The sequence below is a fragment of the Paenibacillus sp. FSL R5-0519 genome, assembly GCF_037974275.1.
GTDB lineage: Bacteria > Bacillota > Bacilli > Paenibacillales > Paenibacillaceae > Paenibacillus.
Genome location: NZ_CP150234.1, coordinates 4,895,627 through 4,913,687 on the forward strand (window position 1 = coordinate 4,895,627; position 18,061 = coordinate 4,913,687).

The following is an 18,061-nucleotide window of genomic DNA, read 5'->3' on the forward strand; positions in this document are numbered from 1 at the left end:
TGTTTAAAGTGCGTTTGCTAATCTTTTAGCGCCTCAACTTCTGACTCAGTTAGACCACTTGTTTTGGCAATAACTGAAACTTCAATTCCAAATGAGAGCATGTTTTTTGCAATCTCAATCGCCTTTCTTTTTTCCCCTTCTACTAATCCCTTGGCTATTCCCTTTTCCGTAGCCCATTCAATCATGGAAGCTTCGTCATGCAAATACTTCTGCAGTTCTTCATACAAACGACGCGCTTCCCGATCCTGACTCAAGAACTCCAGCGTATCCATTACTTTCTTAACTCCAGATTCATTCATGTTGTATCACCGCCTCTTGCATTCATCCGATAATACAATCCTTTCCTCTGCATCAACTGTTCATGCGTCCCATCCTCAGCAATTCGGCCTTTCTCCATTACAAGGATGCGAGAGCACTGACGAGCAACCTCCATGCGATGTGTGACAAGCAACCCGATTCTGTCTTTCATAAAGTTCAGCAAGTGATTCATCACCTTCTGTTCTGTCTGAATATCCAGTGATGACGTTGGTTCGTCTAGAATGTACAGATCAGATGACCTCATAAAGAGCCTGGCCAGCGACAGTCGCTGCTGTTGTCCTCCAGATATATTGGCGCCTTTCTCTTGCAACATGGCCGCGTATTGTCCTTCCTGTGCCTCAATGTATTCATGCAAACCTGCCTGCTCTGCCGCAAGCTTCACTCTGTCCAATGTAACGTCTGAACTCAGACGGATATTGTCTTCGATCGTTCCTGTAAAAAAAGTTGGGGTCTGCGGCATATACGTCAGTCTGGATTGCTTATCCATTTCATTATCCATCTCTATGTACTCTGCAACATGTTGATCACCCATCAATGCGCTTCCGTTTGTTGGCTCGATCAGTCCTGCACACACTTGGCATAATGTAGATTTGCCTGCCCCACTGGCACCAACTACCGCAACCAATTCACCAGGAACCAGACTAAGCGAAATCTGATCCAGAATTTTTCGACCACTGTCTTCATCGGTTACCGTAACCTGTTGTAGACATAGCATAGCCACTTCGTTCTTTTCATGTGCCCCTTTTGGTGTACTCCCCTGATCTTGGTCATACATTCCCTGTGCAAGCTTCACGTCCTTAGTATTGGATGAGCCTGTCTTCTTGTGATCCCCCAACTTAAACCATGCAGAGATACGTCCAAATGCACCCACGCTGGCTTGCATCTGACTCCACTGGCTGGACAAGCCGAGTACCGGCCACACCACCAATTCAAAGAGCAGACTACTTGCGACAACCATGCCCGGAGACAGAGTTCCCCTAGCCGCTGACAGAGCAATAAGGAACAACGCTGCCAATTGAGCCAGACCAAACACCGCCATCGCCACGTTATCCGACATACTCAGTGTCATCTGTAACTTGGCCTGAACTCGGTTCAGTGATTGTTGTTGTGTTCGAAAACGAGTGAGAAACCACGGTGAAGCATCATACATCTGAATCACCGGTATCCCTTCAACATACTGCTGGATCTGTTCTTGGGACTCGCCCTCTCTGGATTCGACCTCATCGGACAGATGTACAATTCGCTGATCATACAACCTCGCCGTGAACCAGATTGCCCCTGCACTTACTAAGGCGATCACCGCAACCCATGCATCTGCTCTGTACAAGTATCCCAGCGATAGAGCAATAATGAATATAACCGTAACACCCTCTGCAATAGCCTCCACAACTTCTGCACCATGCTTCGTGTCCTCCTTGATGCGAAGCATCACATCCCCGGACTTCTGTCTGCGCACCCAGGAATAGGGCATCCGGTTCCACAGTTTCAACAGATCCATCGACATGTCCCGTTGCATCGACTCCTTTAGCCATACCAGCACATACCGATGCATCGCGAGCAATACGATAAACCCTGCCAGAATGGCGATAAAGATCAATGCCGTAGAATTAAGCTGCTCCTGTCCCCCATCATGAATGGCATCCACGAAGAATCCCTGTACGAAGGCAAGTCCCCAATCGAAGACCGCATCTGCTGCAATAAAAATAAGCAAGATCGCTACAGCTAATCCATAAGGCTTCATCCATCGAAAAATAACGGGCCATACCGTTGCCAGTGATACAGCTTCTTTTAAATCATCTGAGTCATCTGGAACATGGCTTTCGTTCATCTGATGATCAACTTCTATTTCATTATTTTTATCATTTTCATTTATCACATTTGCTCCACTTTTCTCATGACTGCTCTTCATTCCAACATCATCGGCATATGTTGCATCTTCAATCTTGTTACTCATGCTGTCCCTCCACTTCCATATCCTGCTCCGCAATATAGCTCCGATATCCATTGGGACGATCCTTCAGTTCACGATGAGTCCCCGTATCTTCGACGCGTCCTTTCTGAATATAGATGACCTGATCCGCCCGTTCGATCAACGATAATCGATGGGTAACTGCAATAACCGTAGTGCCTTTGTCAGCAGTTATTCTCGCAAAGAGATTATTCAATCGTTGCTCATGTAGAGGGTCTTGAGATGACGTCGGTTCATCCAACAATAGAATATCCGGCTTCCTCAGCATCGCTCTTGCCAAACTAATACGCTGAAGCTCACCACCCGACATTGTCCCGCCTTTTGGCTGAAGCTCCGTCCCATAGCCGAGCGATTGACGCATAATGGCGTCATGTGCATATGTCATGTGGGCCGCAGCCTCTACCTGATTGGCAGATATCCCCTCTTGTCCAAAAACAATATTCTCTTCCACTGTGCCTGTGAAAATAAAGGCTTGTTGTGGAACATACACCTGATTGACATGTGCTGTCTGAACCCCATACATATCATTCAGTATATTCTTCTGATCCATAACCTGGATCGAGCCAGTAACAGGTCTATCTAATCCGGCTATTAACTTCAATAACGTGGTTTTCCCGCATCCACTTGGCCCAGTGATTACAGTAAGCTTTCCTTGCTTGGCCTCAAAAGAAATATCCGTTAACACTTCTTCTTGCTCCGCATACCTATAAGACACATGCTGCACGTTGATGCCACCCGGTTTAGATTGCTTTTCAAGCTGTCCTAACTCCGTTTCGGGTCGTACATATGTAGTTGTACTGGTCTCAACAACCTCATCCTTTTTCTCCAAATCCAGTACTTCAAAGATTCTGGATGCGTGAGAAGCAGAACCAATAAAATCATTCCACAGCCCGGATAACGACTCAATCGGACGAGTTAACTGACTGCTTGCTACCAGAAAAGCTGCCAGTCCTCCTACATCCATATGTCCATTCAGTACCTGCATGCCACCTAGATAGAGAATCAGAATCATGCCACCATACGTCGAGACCCGTCCGGCTGCTTCCGAAAGACGTTGTAACACAGATACAGACATCGTATGTCTGAACACCTGGTCCATTCGATCTTTAAAATGATGGTGAACATAACCCGCGAGTCCGTAACTTCGGATCTCAACTGGGGCTTGGATGATTTCAGTTAGCATCTCATCTCTTGACGCTGCACTGGCATTTAACTGATCATGTTGTCGTTGCAGACGCTTACCCAATCCTACCGTTACAAGAGGATAGATTAACGTGAATGCAATGATAGCCAATGACAACGGCAAGTTCACCCAGCTGAAGTAAGCAAAGGCAAGAATCAGCTGAATGATATTTTTTGCGAGTTCAATGCCGTGTTGGTTTATCCCCTTCTGTGCTTCCTTGGCTGAAGTCCATATCCTGGAGGTTAGGTCACCCGTGTGATAATGTGCCACATCACGTGGCTCTGTGCTGCCTAGAGATGAGAGCAATAGAGACTGCATAGACAATAATGTCTTTTGCTGGAATAACGTCTCCACCCTCGTCATGAATGCGGTTACAACCAATCGTAATCCTACAATGCTAACGCCTATAATCAAACCTGAGTAGAGTAATGAAAACTGTGCTTCGGTAGCACCTTTGACCAGTCTTCGGATCGATTCCAAGTAACCGACCTCAATCAGAGAGACCATACATGCGGCGAAAAGTAACAGAATGATGAACATACGGTACTTGCCCGTTAACGTCCATAATCGAGTTAACATGCCTAAAGTTGTATACGTTCTTTTGTCAGCTAACATGGATGCTTTCTCCAATCTTGTCATTAAATTATGTACTTGGTTATGATATCATCGGTAATAAGGAAAAAATGAACATTTATTGCTGTAAGTACTATTCGAAGTAGGGAGATTGATATGCAGCACGATTTGCTAGAGACATTGGATAAACTGTTCAACTACATAGAAGACCATATTCAAGACAAATTAACGCTGGATCATCTGGCATCTGTGACTCATATATCCAAGTTCCACCTGCATCGCATGTTCAAACATGCAAGCGGACAATTGCCTGGAGAATACATCCGTTCACGCAAATTGGCGCGCAGCCTGGAGCAGTTGGTGAACCTAAATTGGAAGATTATCGATATCAGTGGCCATTACGCTTTTGAACATGAACAATCCTACATACGTGCTTTCAAACAAACCTTTGGGATCACCCCCTTGCAATATCGTAAACAGGGAGCTGGAGACCTTGAATTCACAGCCCGTCTGACTTCGTCCATGATCACGATGCTTCCGTACGGGTATATTTTCACACCAACGTATGTACGAAAACCGGCTATGAAACTCATCGGACAACGTTCCCATATTCGTTATGCAGATAATGAAGAACACTATGAAGCCAATTCAGCAGGCAACGATTTTTTTGAAAAACACTTTCATTCGATTCCTAATGTGCTGCAGCCTAACGTGTATATTGGATTTACCCATGAGATTAACGAGGATTACAGTACCTATCAACCGTCTGTAGAAGTGACTTCTCTGGAGCATATCCCTGAAGACCTGAATGGACTTGAGGTCCCAGCCAACCAGTATGCCGTATTCAAATTCGTCTGTGATTTTCATCCAAGCCTGATTAACATTGATCATCTGGACAGTGTCTGGACATTTATCGATGAATATTGGCAGAGCCATTCGGGGTACGAGAAGAGTGATTCATACTATTTTGAACGAATTGATGGCAGTCTGGCTCAGGATCACTACGGAGAAATGGACATCTATATTCCTGCAAAGCAAATATCGCTGTAGGTGGAGGTGCGATACTTATGAATCAAAATACTCAAGCTAGTTCAAGTTCATGCAATGCAAATTCTCGCAAACCCTGGATACGTAGACACCCTTTTTTTACCACATTTTCATTATTGATTCTTGTACTGTTCGTTGCCGTATTCCTGTATTTCTGGCTCCGTCCATACTTCTCCACGTTTGACCGTTCCGAGCTGGGAGATCTGAGTTATTCCATGCCTTCACGGAACGGTCAATATACTGCCGAGATTCACGGTGTACCTTACGGTGGTGCGGCAGGTGGCGTTACGATCTGGGTCGATGTGAAGAAGACAAATGCCCCTGAGGACTCCACGGTAAAAACGATATATCGTGCCGAGCACCACGGAAATAACCATCTTGAATGGGAAAGTGAAAATACAATCCGGATTGAAAACTGGAATGAATACACGGATGAGACCCTTACCCTCAATATCGATGACGAAATATATGATGGATGGGGCTGGGCGTGCAAAAGCTTACGGATGAAGGACCAATATGTGCGCTGCCTGGTACCGGAAAAGTAAAAAATAGCTTCGCAGCTAAAATGACGTCCCTGAGCACTCGAGGTCTCACCTTAACTCATAATACTCACAGCATCCCACATCAGAAGTTCCACGATGAGCGAGAAGCGTAAAAAGCCCCACTCACCGACTCTTTCGGTTAAGCGGGGCTTCTTTTGTTCATTAACAATTCGTATCTATCGGACTTAAAACATATGGCAGCATTATAAATTATCTATCACATCTATTCTGCTGCTGCTCTTTCAATTATGCTTCAATCTATTTGCCTTATTTCCTTCTCCACGCTTCAAACGCTTCTGTCCTCATCTGCCCCAGTTCGTCTCCTTACTTACGAGGTGACTCTGCACCACGTTCTTCCCGTTCCTTCATCTCTTTGCGCACCATTACTTCGAGTTTCTGCCGATTGGCAAGCAGCCCTGGATCGTTGGGCAAATACTTACGGGCTTTGGTGTTATGCATCAATGCCTGCTCCCAGTTGCCCAGATGGGCGTAACAAAGGGAGAGCCGGGCATGTGGCAACCAGGTGCGACAGGCGACAGGCACCGGGCGAAGGCCTGGATCGCGGCTGCTCACATCGACTGCCTGCATATACCAGTAGATCGCCGAGACGGGTTCATGCCGTTCATGGAAACAGGCAGCAATGGCGCAACAGAAATCGGCATGCGGCAGATCATACTGGAACGTTTGCAGCAATGCCCCCAGCTTGCGGCCCGTCTCGCCCAGTCGTTCATAACATTCCGCCAGCCTCGCGCAGGCAATCAGGCAGTCCTCGCGGTAACCGCTTGGCTGCTCCAGCAGCTTCGCGTACCCGCGTGCCGCCGCCGCATACTGCTGGCGGTCATAACATTCGCCTGCATAATAGAACAGCAGGCGACCTTGGGCTACGCCCTCTTCGGCGATCCATTTGCGCAAAATGCGCACGTTTCGCGCCGAATGATGTCCCGCTTCGCGGCGATGCGTGACGGCAATATCTGCCGTAATGACCCCGCTCGGCGGGAAGCTAAGCTGCTCGTGCAGCCGGCCATGCCAGCGACACCCGGCATCACGCTTGACCAGGCGAAGGCGTCGGTCCGTCACAAGCGGACTTCCCTCCGGCCCCTCGGCCAGCGTGTAGTTCATGATCACAGCCGCCGTCTCCCCCTCAGACGGAAGCTGCTGCTTCAACACCTCCAGCTTCGCCCGTTCCGCGGGCAGCAGCACATCGTCCGCATCCAGCCACAGGATATACTCCTGCGTGGCCTTGGCGAATGACTCATTCCGCGCTGCTGCAAAGTCTTCCTTCCATTCATACGTGTAGACCTGGTTGGTGTACTGCGCAGCAATGTCCATCGTGCGATCTGATGAACCGGTATCCACAATGACGATCTCGTCAGCGATGCCAGCAACCGAGTCGAGACAGCGCGCTAGCATGCGTTCCTCGTTCTTCACAATCATGCACAGACTGATAGTTATCACATTTTGAGCCCCTTCCTGTCGTACGCGTATTGCGAAATGTCATGACGGCTTTGCTCTTTCATTGACTAGTTACTTCAAACAAAGTACTAGCACTCTCATTCCGTCAAATCTCAAAGTCCAATAAAGAATACATCGACATCATTTTCACTATGGCTAACGAACCGAGGTAACGCTATTAGGTGTATTTCAGCCACTTGGAAAAACTAACGAATCTGAGGCGCGCTATCCTTGTGTTTTAGGCATGCATTCCTCTTTTATCACAGCTTTCTAATGAAATAGCGTCGCTTAGATTCGTTAGATTTGTCACCTCTCGAAAATCACCAATATAAGACGTGTGAGATTCGTTAGAACATAGACTGTCCTTGTCCTTGACTTAGGCTCTAACCCTGCCCTTGCCACTGGCCGTATCTCTTTTCTTTTTCCTGCCCCTGTTCCCACCTTCACTGCTACCCTTCCCCACTCTCCTGACGACGAAGACGTTTCACCTGCTCCACCGCACTGTCCAGTGCTTTCTTGCGCTGTTTCATTACGCGGAGATGCTGTTGTTCCACCTCGGCAAAATGTGCATGATCCAGCTCCATCCACTCCATCAGTTGATCTAACGTTGGCGACATATGCAGCTGTGTTCTCCGCCGTTTGCGGGCCACGCAACATAGATATTTATGATGAACTTCCAGTTTCAAGACTTCAAAATAGGGCATCAAACACATCGCCAGATTCCCTGCATAGAAGGTCTGCTTGTGATCATAGAACGGATGATATCCATATGGCACGGTTACCACCAGCGTCCCCTCTTCTTGCAACAGCCGATGAATCTGAATCAATAACGTCTCTGGATGAGCAAAATGCTCCAGCACTTCTCCCAGCAGTACCGTGTCAAAAGTCGTCCTGACCTTCCATTGCGTAATATCCAGCATCCGAAAATCCACATTATTCCTGACCGGCCTGGATTCTTTGGCAAGCTCTTCTTGTGCATACCGAATGCTCTCTTCCTCCAGATCAATGCCAGTGACACGAAATCCTTCACGTGCCAGCAGGATGGACGTAATGCCCTGACTGCACCCGACATCCAGGATGCGTTTGCCTGTCGCCTCACGGCACATCCAGTGGATACGCGTTCTCGTTGCTTCATGAGAATCTTCCGAGTTAATCTCGCCATAGTAACGTTCACTCACACGATCATGATTTGCCATGGGCGTCTCCCTGATCCTCGTCGGGGCCGATGGCAACTTCATGGTGAGCTGCACCATCCTCGACTGCCGTTTCTTTTTGTCCTACCGATGCTATACTCTCCTGTTGCTCGCGTACTCCCTTCACCTCAGGCCGCACAGGCTGGCCCAACACCACAATATTTCCTCCGTGGCATCCGGCCGTTGCGTTGCGTGTATCGAAGATCAGCTTCGCATGATCCGCCATCTCCTGATAATTGAATCCCGTATGATCCGTTGTGATGATCACCAAGTCAGCCCATGCCCACAATTCCGGCACCGCCGGACTAGCGTGCAGCACTGTGCCATCATCCTTGCGGAAGACAGGCACCATCGGATCGGTGAAAACGACTTCTGCCCCCGCTGCGCTCAGCAGCCGAAAGATGTCCAGCGCAGGTGATTCGCGCAAGTCATCGATGTCTTTTTTATAAGCCATCCCCGCCAGCACAACGCGCGCGCCCCGCAGAGATATCCCCTTCTGCTCCAGCAATTCTGCTGAACGCTTCACTACGTTCTCTGGCATCTGTCGATTGGTTGCATCTGCCAGCTGGATGAATTGCAGCTCTGATCCTTGCCGGCTTGCCGCCCAGGACAGATAGATGGGATCAATTGGGATACAGTGTCCGCCGATGCCTGGACCGGGATAGAATGGCATGTAACCAAACGGCTTGGTGGCCGCCGCACCCAACACCTCCCAGATGTTCACGCCCATCTGTTCACAGGCCGGAGTCAGCTCATTGACGAGTGCAATGTTGACACTGCGAAATGTATTTTCGAACAGCTTCGCCGTCTCCGCTACCGTCGTTGAACTGACCGGAACAACTTCGTTGAGGAACGAGCCGTAGAACTGTTTACCATAATCGAGACAGGCAGGCGTAGAGCCGCCAATGATCTTCGGCGTATTTTTCACACCATAATGCACACTGCCCGGATCTACCCGTTCGGGAGAATAGCAAACGTAGAACTGTTCTCCCGCCCGCCAGCCGTTTGCCGCCTCTATCGGTTGTTTCACGATTTCTTCCGTGGTGCCTGGATAAGTCGTGCTTTCCAATATAACAAGACTGCCCTCCTGCAAATATGGAGTCATGCCATCCACCGCCGCCGCAATATACGAGATATCCGGTTGATGCTCGGCAGTGAGCGGAGTGGGCACACAGATTACAATGACATTCGCCTGTGCCACCGCTGTATAATCCGTGCTGGCCGTGAACAAACCTGCCTTCATGAGAGACTGCAGGACTGTATCATCTATTCCGATGACATACGAATGTCCGGCACGCAGCTTGGCTACCTTGGAGGTATCGATATCAATCCCGTGAACCTGATATCCTGCCTGGGCCATCTCGATGGCCATGGGCAAACCTACATAACCGAGACCGATGACAACAGCTTTCAAGGAGCGATCATGAATAGGTTGTATTGGGGTCGGTGGCTGTAATTCTTCTTTTCCTTCGTGCTGCTCATGCTGATGATTCTCTTCCATTCCTTCCAACTCCAAATGCTCCGCCTCCCTTCGCTGGGCGTGTCTGAGAACTCCGTTGAAGCCGTTTTGAGACACACCCTAATCGATATAACCGCCTGCACGCAAAAAACGGGCAATCGCTGGTTTGTTCATCATGGCACTGTCCGAACGATACTCGGTGAAGTTCACATGAGACAGACTGCTGTACTGATCCGTCAGTCCCTTGTCCTGGTGCTCCGGCAGGATCACATAATATTGTGCATCGTATTGACGAGTGCGCGGTGCTTCAAAGGGTGAGATCAGCACTTCATGCAATTTCTCGCCTGGACGTATTCCCGTCACCTTATAATCAAAGGATGGACGACCTGCCTGTTCCAACATGACGGAAGCCAGATCCGTCATCTTGCAAGCTTTCATTTTCATCACAAACGTCTCCCCGCCCACGGCTGCCTCAGCGGCCTTAAGCAGTAAATGTATGGCCTCGGTACGCGTAAGGAAAAAACGGGTCATGCCTTTGTCTGTAATGGTCAGGCTCTTGCCTTCATCGATCTGACGACGGAACAAGGGCACGACACTTCCGCTGGTTCCAAGCACATTACCGCCGCGGATGCAGACAAACCGGGTCCCTTCACTCAGCCAATTGGCACGGATCATCATTTTTTCACCCAAAGCCTTCGTCATGCCATATACGTTAATCGGATCTACCGCCTTATCCGTGGACACATCAATAACTTTGGGAATCTGCATACGGATCGCAGCCCGAATAATGTTCTGTGTGCCGATTACATTGGTCTTGAACGCCTCATCCGGCTGGTCCTCGCAGACCGGAACATGCTTCAGCGCAGCCAAATGGAAAAGCACATCCACGCCCCTGCATGCATCTTCCACTGCCCGATAATCCCGGATATCTCCAATGATGAATCGCAGACGCGGGTCATGGTTGAACTCACGCTGCATTGCAATCTGGGCGTATTCATTGCGTGACAGAAGGCGAATCTCAGCAGGGTCCTGTTCCAGCAGCACCTCGGTCAGCTTTTGACCCCAGGAGCCTGTTCCTCCGGTGATCAGAATCGTTTGTCCTTGAATCATCGATGAATCCCCCCTGATCAGATCATGAATTCGCGTAATACCTGGGCCATCTCATCCCGGCTTAATCGGTCTTTTGGTGGTACTTTTTTCACTGAAGTATTGTTTGAATGTACGATGTTGACATAATTGCGCGGAGCAAGCAGTTCATGCGGCAAGTCTATGACATTGCCATGTGTACCTCTGCCCGGAAGCTTGACCCGGTATCCGGATGCGTACTCCGCTGTTTTATACAGGTAGACATAGAATTGCGGAGAACGATGAAACGCTGGTGCCATTTCGTTGTTCACGCTATCCCAGAGATAGCCGTTCTGGTTAATCAGTGCCATCGTCTGCGGCTGTGGCTGAATATCGTAGAGTTGCTGAACAAAGGTTCTATGATACAGATCATCCGAATCCAGACGGGCAATATAGATATCCTCTGCTCCTTCAGCAAAAGCCAGAATGGCACGCACACTTTCAATATTTGTTCCAAAACGGATATTGGAAGGGAGCGGCTCTTGACCTGCCAGAATCTCCTGCATCAACTCCCCCGATTCCTTGGACAGCTTCACCACGGTCAGGAAATCCTGATTCGTCTGTGCCTTCAGGCAATGCAATGTGAACGTGCGGAAGATGCTCATTCGACGTTCCAGCCACTCCCGCGTCAATCGCTGCGGGTCCATCCCGTAATTGTTGAAGTTAATCTCAATCACAACTTTCCTGGACATAACATTCCTCCTCATGAACGCTACTGCATGATCCTTTTACAGCATACAGACCGTTTTCATAGTATTGATGTCGGCTCTCTCGATGCCGTCTCTCAATGAGCCACATCTATCACATTCATATCTCTTCCAAGCAACATCTCCTTTGGAATTCCGCACTCTATAACGTATGAAACGTTAATAGAAGCGGTACCGACAGATGTACTGACTTTCATATAAATAGATTCATATACGCCTGAAGATGAAGCCCTGCGGGTCGAACGTACATATCGTTGCTCCAGTTGCAACATAGAATAGAGCAGTTCTATTTTCAAAGGGGGCAATCGCTGAATGGATTCGATCTATCTTGAACTGGAAGGTGTGCTTGAGCAGCTTGAAACGGCGCTTCTTGAACAGCGTCCGCTCTCTCTTGTACGAGTCGGCGATGGCGAGAATATCGTCATGTCTCAAGAAACGGTGTGGACCACGGAACAGGTCCTTCAGGAGCGTTGGGCCAAGAAAGCCAATTTAGGACAAAAGGGATTGCGTCTTCCCAACCCGCAGCTCCGGGATGAAGTTGCCGCTTCCTTGCAACGGGCGGATATCGTCGGCGTTCTTCCCCGCGGTGACAGTACCATTAACGCGCCGGATTATCTCAAACGACCTCTGACCGATATGGTGTTTGCCCACTTTGGCATCTCTCCCTCACGGACTTGTCATGCCTGTGTCAATCGGGAGTTGGCACAAAATCCGCGTTTCTGGCAGATGCTTGCAGGCAAGCGTGTGCTTCTCGTTACCCGTGAGACCGAAGCCTTGCGTGCTACGCTCGAACGTGAGCCGTATCATTTAAACATCGTGACTGCGCTGCCCTTCGACAGCTATGATCACATGCAGGAAACACTCGAGTGGATTCAGACGAATCAAGATACCTTTGATGTCGCTCTCTTCTCCTGTGGTGTCAACGCGGTTGTTCTTGCTGAGCGTACAGCTGCACTGGCCGGCAAAGTTGCCATCGACTTCGGCAAAGCTAACAACATCATTCTGAAAGGGCGTGCCAACTGATCCCCCCGGACACCTCCATCCTTCAGATGAGTGATCCACCTTGACTGTACAGACATTTGTATGACCAAAACCCCCGGCTCCTTAAGCCGGGGGTTTCATGCTGAGCGCTAGTCGAGATATATTGCGACACGACCTTCTACTTCTGGTTTCTGGGAAATGAAACGAACTCTGCCGTCAACATAAGCGATGACGAGCACTCTGCTTATTGATATTATGCCTCACAACTAATTAGTGGCTGCAATACCGTATAACATCTCCGGCCCGGTTCTTACTGCTGTGGACACCCCCGAGATGAACGAAGTATACACACTTTCCAGTGCGGGTGGTGCAGACAGGTCCTGAGCTGTGAACGAATGAAATTCGGCACCGCCATTCTGTCCAATCGTCCCTTCAGCACGGTAGATGACATAGAATGGATCATATACGAATCCCCGTACCAGCTCCACCACAAAGGTATCTCCAAGTTCTCCCGTAACCCCCACTGTTCCGTTCAACGTAATAATGGGATTCACCACGCCTTGAGTCTGCAGACCAATCGCGCCAAAAGCTGTCGGGGATTCTGACAGCGACAAACCGGGCTGTCCAACAGTTCCCGAGTTCATCGAAGTTCTCATATCGAGAAACACGCCCATGAGTAACACCTCCAATGCTATGGGATACCATATCCTATGAATCTCACAACTCTTCGGATTGGATGTATAGCAGTTTCATGAACCTATTTTTATTTGTCGACTGTTAATGGTATATTGGACTGCATAACGAAATGAACGGATCGTATGCACACAAGCGGTACAGGCTGTTCAGAAGGAGATTACTATTCATGAATAAACGCAAACGTCCAACAGGCAAAACACCGGCCTCGGCCAAGGGAAAATCATACGCAGGTTCATCTACAGCACGTTCCGGCAAGTCTAACTTCTCATCTGCAAAATCATCAGGTGCTTCCGCATCACGCAATACGGAGGAGAATAAGAAACCACTAGCTGCCAAATCATCAGCCGCACCGAAGAAAGCCGGAGGTAACAAATCCAAAAATGGTAGTGCTTCCAAGCGCCCGGGCAATGCCTATTATCGCAAGCAGGAACCACCACGCCAGTACAAAGTCACCGAACCGGACGAACTGCTGAACTTCCTGTTGCAGCATTTGAAGTCGGGACGGAATGCCGTGAAGTCCATTCTGGGTCGTGGACAGGTGTCCGTAGATCAGAAGGTCGTAACCAAGTTTAATGAAGCGCTGACGCCAGGTCAGATTGTCTACATCCGCAAAGAAGGTGCAGTCGCTGCTCCATCCTTGACGGGTATCAACATTTTGCATGAAGACGATGATATCATCGTGATCCGCAAGGAAGCCGGACTGTTGTCCATTGCCGCTGACAAGACGGATGATCTGACAGCTTATCGCCAACTGACAGAGCATGTACGCCGCACCAATCCGCTGAACCGGATCTTTGTCGTCCATCGTTTGGATCGGGATACATCGGGTGTAATGATGTTTGCCAAAAGTGAAGAGGTACAGCAGAAGCTGCAAAACAACTGGAAAGAAAATGTGCAGGACCGTGTCTACGTTGCCCTTGTTGAAGGTGCAGTAGCCAAAGAAGAAGGCACCATCTCTTCCTGGCTGAAGGAAACCAAAACACTGAAAATGTACTCCAGCTCTCGACCGAATGATGGACAACATGCGATCACGCATTACAAACGTCTGAAGTCGAACCGCGACTTCTCTCTGCTGGAAGTACGCCTGGAAACAGGTCGCAAAAATCAGATTCGTGTGCACATGGAAGATCTCGGACATCCGATTGCCGGGGACCGAAAATATGGCGCACGCACAAGAGATCTCGGCCGTCTCGGACTTCATGCACGTATACTCTCATTTATTCATCCGACAACGGATGAGCTGATGTCATTTGAAACGGATATTCCGAAACCATTCCTGTATCCGTTCCGTGCAGATGCTCCACCTGCGAAATAACTGCATCTTTAGTGTGTGTCTATAGAAAATATAGAAAATTCCACTGATCCATTGATCATGCCTGAAGGGAGGAACGGACACTGAAAAATCTGTTGATTACCGGTTACCGGGCACATGAATTGCAAATTTTCGGACAAAAGCATGAAGGTATTCCTTTTATTAAAAAGGCTATCTCTTCCCGCTTAACGCCTATTGTCGAGGATGGTCTGGAATGGGTGCTGACGCCGGGACAATACGGTGTGGATCTGTGGGCCTGTGAAGTCGTGATTGATCTGAAGAAGACGCATCCACATCTGAAACTATCAATCATTACTGCCTTTCAGAACCCGGAGGAACAATGGAAAGAAGACAAGCAGGAGTATTACCGTTCCATCCTCTCGGGTGTGGACTATTACGGTGCGATTAGCAATCAGCCTTATATTGGACCGTGGCAGTTCACTGCCCGGGATGACCTGTTGCTGCGTAAAAGCGACGGTCTTCTGCTCGTTTATGATGAAGATGCCGGGGAAGGCAGTCCCCGTTTTGTGAAGGAAAAAGCCGTGAAGAAACAGCAGAATGAGGACTATACGATCATCAGTGTCACTTCAGAGGATATCCAATCGGTAGCTGAAGATGAGCGCATGAACGATATGGTAGACTTCGACGATTCTTCCTTCTGAATCATGCTCGATCAATGCAGACCGTTCAAGGTCCATCCGTTCACATCCATCATCAGAGGAGATTAACATTTCGTATGACGTACATATGTTTTTTTTGGAGTCAGGTTGGGTATAAGTAGTATTATAACTGCGATGATATGTCGTATGGGATAAGGGGAACTGCAACCATGACAATTACGCCAGAGCAGCGCATTCAACTGCATGGATTTAACAACCTGACCAAATCGTTGAGCTTCAATATGTACGATATCTGTTATACGAAAACCAAAGACGAACGCGAAGCTTACATTGAATATATTGATGAACAATATAACGCCGACCGGCTAAGCAAGATTCTGAACAACGTCTCCGACATCATCGGGGCCCACGTGTTAAATGTTGCTAAGCAGGATTATGTGCCTCAAGGTGCCAGTGTGACGATCCTTGTCTCGGAAGGTCCTATTGTGGAGATCCCCGAAGAATCACTCGATGAATCTCCCGGCCCTCTGCCCGATAACGTCGTTATGCAACTGGACAAAAGTCATATCACGGTGCACACCTACCCAGAGTTTCACCCTAGTGAAGGCATAAGTACCTTTCGTGCGGACATCGACGTCTCCACCTGCGGTGAGATTTCACCGCTCAAGGCGCTTAATTATCTGATCCACTCGTTTGATACAGACATTATGACGATGGATTATCGGGTACGTGGCTTCACGCGGGACACCAGCGGACGCAAGCTGTTCATTGACCATGAGATTGGCTCGATTCAGAATTATATTCCCGACGAGATCAAGAACAGCTTTGACATGATTGACGTGAACGTCTATCAGGAGAATATTTTCCACACCAAATGTAAGCTGAAGGAATTCGACCTCGATAATTATCTGTTTGGGTACACCAAGGATAAGCTCAGCAAGAAGGAACAACAGGAGATTACGGAGTGGCTGAAACTGGAGATGGACGAGATCTATTACGGCAAAAATATGAATCGTCCCACGTAAAAGTCCGCTCGAAAGCTGATCCAGAAAGCCAGCCAAGGTCTAAGACAAGATTTCATGAAGGCAAGGTTCTCTTCAAGAGCCTCCTGCATGTGCTTGTCTTTTTCTATGTTATGTTGACAGTGTGCAACTTTATTTTTTATTATAGGAGTAACTGTATTAATATGCAGTGAAGGAGACTGAGCCTGTGATCGAAACGAATACCACAAGACGTAACGAATCACTGTTACAAGCGCTTACTGCACAGCACAATGCCATTACCAACAACATAGCCAATGCAGACACGCCCAACTACAAAAAGAAAACGGTAGAGTTTCAGGAAGAGCTGAGACGGATCGTTGAGAATGGCAAAACAGATCAGCTCGCCATGAAGCGGACTCATGAAAAACACTTCCCTGTCAGTGATCCCCATTCTTCCATCGTACAGTACCGAATTGTCGAGAACAACGAAACCACGATGAACAATAACAACAATAACGTTGACATTGACAAGGAAATGGCGGACCTTTCAGAGAACCAACTCATGTATAATTACATGGTTGACCGGGTCAGTGGACATTACAAAAAAATGAAAAATTTATTGAATGATCTGAAATAATGAATGTACAAGTAGCCCGAAATGGCTGCTTTTTTTTGTTGTTTTTCAATGAATGTAGACGGTTTAGTGCCATTTTTCGGTATCTGCTCCTGTTCGTAGTATAATGGAATGAAATGAAAGATTTCATATCGAACAAAAGAGGTGCAACATGGCTCCACGTCATTTAAATGCTTTTCAAGGTTCCAAAGTCAGACTCGCGGCCCCATGCCCGGAAGATTGCATGCGTCTCTCCCGCTTCACGGACGATTACGAATATTTGCGCAACATGGATACCGATATTGCTGTTCCATTAACGCCGGATGAGACAGGCTCCTCCTCTGTCCGTCGAGACAACGGCTTTGAATTTGCATTACGTACACTGGAGGGAAATCGATTCATTGGCTTCACCGCCCTCTACCGGATTGAATGGAACAATCGCTCCGCCCGTCTGGCCATTGGCATCGGTGAAGAAAATGATCGGGGTAAAGGATATGGCAGCGATGCCCTCGCCCTGATTCTCCGATATGGCTTCCATGAATTGAACCTCAACCGGATTGCGCTGGAAGTCATTGAATACAATGAAGCCGCGAGACGCGCATACTTAAAAGCCGGATTCCGGGAAGAGGGTCGCCAGCGTTCTGCAGTTTTGCGGGATGGCATGCATTATGACCTGATCTCGATGAGTATCCTTGCGGAAGAATGGTCGGCACAGTCCGGGCTTCCATTGTCATTCCAGTCTACTCACACTCCTCAATCTGGGGAAATGGACGCGGGTGGTTTTTCACAACGTAATGGGAACGAACAAGCTACGCTGTCCCTGTCGGAATTAAGTTCTCTTCCAAAAGGTGAATCTGAAATTTCACCTCGCATCGGCGTAGGTGCGGTCATCCTGAATGATCGGGGCGAAGTGCTTCTCGCCTGGCGGAACCGCCAGCCTGAACAGCACACCTGGAGTATTCCTGGCGGGAAAGTAGATCCCTATGAGTCCCTGGAGACAGCCGTCATCCGTGAAATCAAGGAAGAAGTGAACCTGGATATCGCCATCGACAGCCTGCTCTGCACGGCGGAGACAATCCAGCCACAACAGCAGGAACATTGGATATCCGTGCTCTATTCCACCAAGGTGATTGGCGGCCATGCTTGTAATCTGGAAGAAGGCGGAGCCATCGGTGAGATCGGTTGGTTCCCGCTCCATGATCTGCCTTCTCCACTCGCTTGTTTTGCCGTACCTGGGCTAGAAGCTATGAAGAAGCTATATAATGAATCCCTGTAATTAAATTATCTC

17 protein-coding genes are annotated in these 18,061 nt (G+C 48.5%); 8 read left to right on the forward strand and 9 right to left on the reverse strand.

The window, feature by feature from the left end; all coding sequences use genetic code 11:
* Window positions 1-17: 17 nt before the first annotated feature.
* Genes MKY73_RS22110 through MKY73_RS22120 form a run of 3 tightly spaced genes read right to left on the reverse strand, consistent with a single transcriptional unit; the run spans window position 18 to window position 4,085 of the window.
* On the reverse strand, window positions 18-299 hold the full coding sequence (locus MKY73_RS22110) for an Rpn family recombination-promoting nuclease/putative transposase (RefSeq protein ID WP_339303480.1): 282 nt from the start codon (window positions 297-299) through the stop codon (window positions 18-20).
* Window positions 296-2,272, reverse strand: coding sequence for an ABC transporter ATP-binding protein (locus MKY73_RS22115; protein WP_339303481.1), 1,977 nt, complete (start codon window positions 2,270-2,272; stop codon window positions 296-298). The genes MKY73_RS22110 and MKY73_RS22115 overlap by 4 nt, the downstream gene beginning before the upstream one ends.
* Complete coding sequence (locus tag MKY73_RS22120) at window positions 2,265-4,085, reverse strand: ABC transporter ATP-binding protein (RefSeq protein WP_339303482.1); 1,821 nt, start codon at window positions 4,083-4,085, stop codon at window positions 2,265-2,267. Before MKY73_RS22120 ends, MKY73_RS22115 begins: the two co-directional genes overlap by 8 nt.
* Before the next feature lie 114 nt (window positions 4,086-4,199).
* Between MKY73_RS22120 and MKY73_RS22125 the strand changes: the two genes are divergently transcribed.
* Both MKY73_RS22125 and MKY73_RS22130 read left to right on the forward strand, forming a co-directional pair.
* Window positions 4,200-5,093: an AraC family transcriptional regulator gene (locus MKY73_RS22125; protein WP_339303483.1), complete on the forward strand. Its 894-nt coding sequence runs from the start codon at window positions 4,200-4,202 to the stop codon at window positions 5,091-5,093.
* A gap of 17 nt (window positions 5,094-5,110) precedes the next feature.
* Window positions 5,111-5,635, forward strand: coding sequence for a DUF5412 family protein (locus MKY73_RS22130; RefSeq protein ID WP_339303484.1), 525 nt, complete (start codon window positions 5,111-5,113; stop codon window positions 5,633-5,635).
* A gap of 321 nt (window positions 5,636-5,956) precedes the next feature.
* Here the strand turns inward: MKY73_RS22130 and MKY73_RS22135 are convergent, their stop codons facing one another.
* The 5 genes from MKY73_RS22135 to MKY73_RS22155 form a co-directional block, all read right to left on the reverse strand.
* On the reverse strand, window positions 5,957-7,087 hold the full coding sequence (locus tag MKY73_RS22135; RefSeq protein ID WP_339303486.1) for a glycosyltransferase family 2 protein: 1,131 nt from the start codon (window positions 7,085-7,087) through the stop codon (window positions 5,957-5,959).
* 446 nt (window positions 7,088-7,533) lie between these two features.
* On the reverse strand, window positions 7,534-8,280 hold the full coding sequence (locus MKY73_RS22140; protein WP_339303487.1) for a methyltransferase domain-containing protein: 747 nt from the start codon (window positions 8,278-8,280) through the stop codon (window positions 7,534-7,536).
* Window positions 8,267-9,793 carry a nucleotide sugar dehydrogenase gene (locus tag MKY73_RS22145; protein ID WP_339303488.1) on the reverse strand — a complete coding sequence of 509 codons (1,527 nt, stop codon included), beginning with the start codon at window positions 9,791-9,793 and terminating at the stop codon, window positions 8,267-8,269. Before MKY73_RS22145 ends, MKY73_RS22140 begins: the two co-directional genes overlap by 14 nt.
* Before the next feature lie 63 nt (window positions 9,794-9,856).
* On the reverse strand, window positions 9,857-10,846 hold the full coding sequence (locus MKY73_RS22150; protein ID WP_124113486.1) for a polysaccharide biosynthesis protein: 990 nt from the start codon (window positions 10,844-10,846) through the stop codon (window positions 9,857-9,859).
* 17 nt (window positions 10,847-10,863) lie between these two features.
* On the reverse strand, window positions 10,864-11,553 hold the full coding sequence (locus MKY73_RS22155; protein WP_339303489.1) for a glycosyltransferase: 690 nt from the start codon (window positions 11,551-11,553) through the stop codon (window positions 10,864-10,866).
* Window positions 11,554-11,880: 327 nt separating this feature from the next.
* On the opposite strand from MKY73_RS22155, the gene MKY73_RS22160 reads away from it, so the two are divergent.
* On the forward strand, window positions 11,881-12,591 hold the full coding sequence (locus MKY73_RS22160; protein WP_339303491.1) for a GT-D fold domain-containing glycosyltransferase: 711 nt from the start codon (window positions 11,881-11,883) through the stop codon (window positions 12,589-12,591).
* Between the two features lie 224 nt (window positions 12,592-12,815).
* Here the strand turns inward: MKY73_RS22160 and MKY73_RS22165 are convergent, their stop codons facing one another.
* A complete protein-coding gene (locus MKY73_RS22165; protein ID WP_339303492.1) occupies window positions 12,816-13,223 on the reverse strand; it encodes a hypothetical protein in 408 nt (135 codons plus the stop codon).
* Window positions 13,224-13,411: 188 nt separating this feature from the next.
* On the opposite strand from MKY73_RS22165, the gene MKY73_RS22170 reads away from it, so the two are divergent.
* The 5 genes from MKY73_RS22170 to MKY73_RS22190 all read left to right on the forward strand — a co-directional run bounded on the left by MKY73_RS22170 (window position 13,412) and on the right by MKY73_RS22190 (window position 18,049).
* Window positions 13,412-14,560, forward strand: coding sequence for an RluA family pseudouridine synthase (locus MKY73_RS22170; protein ID WP_339303494.1), 1,149 nt, complete (start codon window positions 13,412-13,414; stop codon window positions 14,558-14,560).
* Window positions 14,561-14,640: 80 nt separating this feature from the next.
* Window positions 14,641-15,219: a DUF1273 domain-containing protein gene (locus tag MKY73_RS22175; RefSeq protein WP_339308687.1), complete on the forward strand. Its 579-nt coding sequence runs from the start codon at window positions 14,641-14,643 to the stop codon at window positions 15,217-15,219.
* Window positions 15,220-15,386: 167 nt separating this feature from the next.
* Window positions 15,387-16,202 carry an adenosylmethionine decarboxylase gene (gene speD / locus MKY73_RS22180; protein WP_253432081.1) on the forward strand — a complete coding sequence of 272 codons (816 nt, stop codon included), beginning with the start codon at window positions 15,387-15,389 and terminating at the stop codon, window positions 16,200-16,202.
* 184 nt (window positions 16,203-16,386) lie between these two features.
* Window positions 16,387-16,797 (forward strand): flagellar basal body rod protein FlgB, encoded by a 411-nt coding sequence (gene flgB / locus MKY73_RS22185; protein ID WP_253432078.1) that lies wholly within the window; start codon window positions 16,387-16,389, stop codon window positions 16,795-16,797.
* Between the two features lie 148 nt (window positions 16,798-16,945).
* Window positions 16,946-18,049: a GNAT family N-acetyltransferase gene (locus tag MKY73_RS22190; RefSeq protein ID WP_339303495.1), complete on the forward strand. Its 1,104-nt coding sequence runs from the start codon at window positions 16,946-16,948 to the stop codon at window positions 18,047-18,049.
* Window positions 18,050-18,061 lie beyond the last annotated feature (12 nt).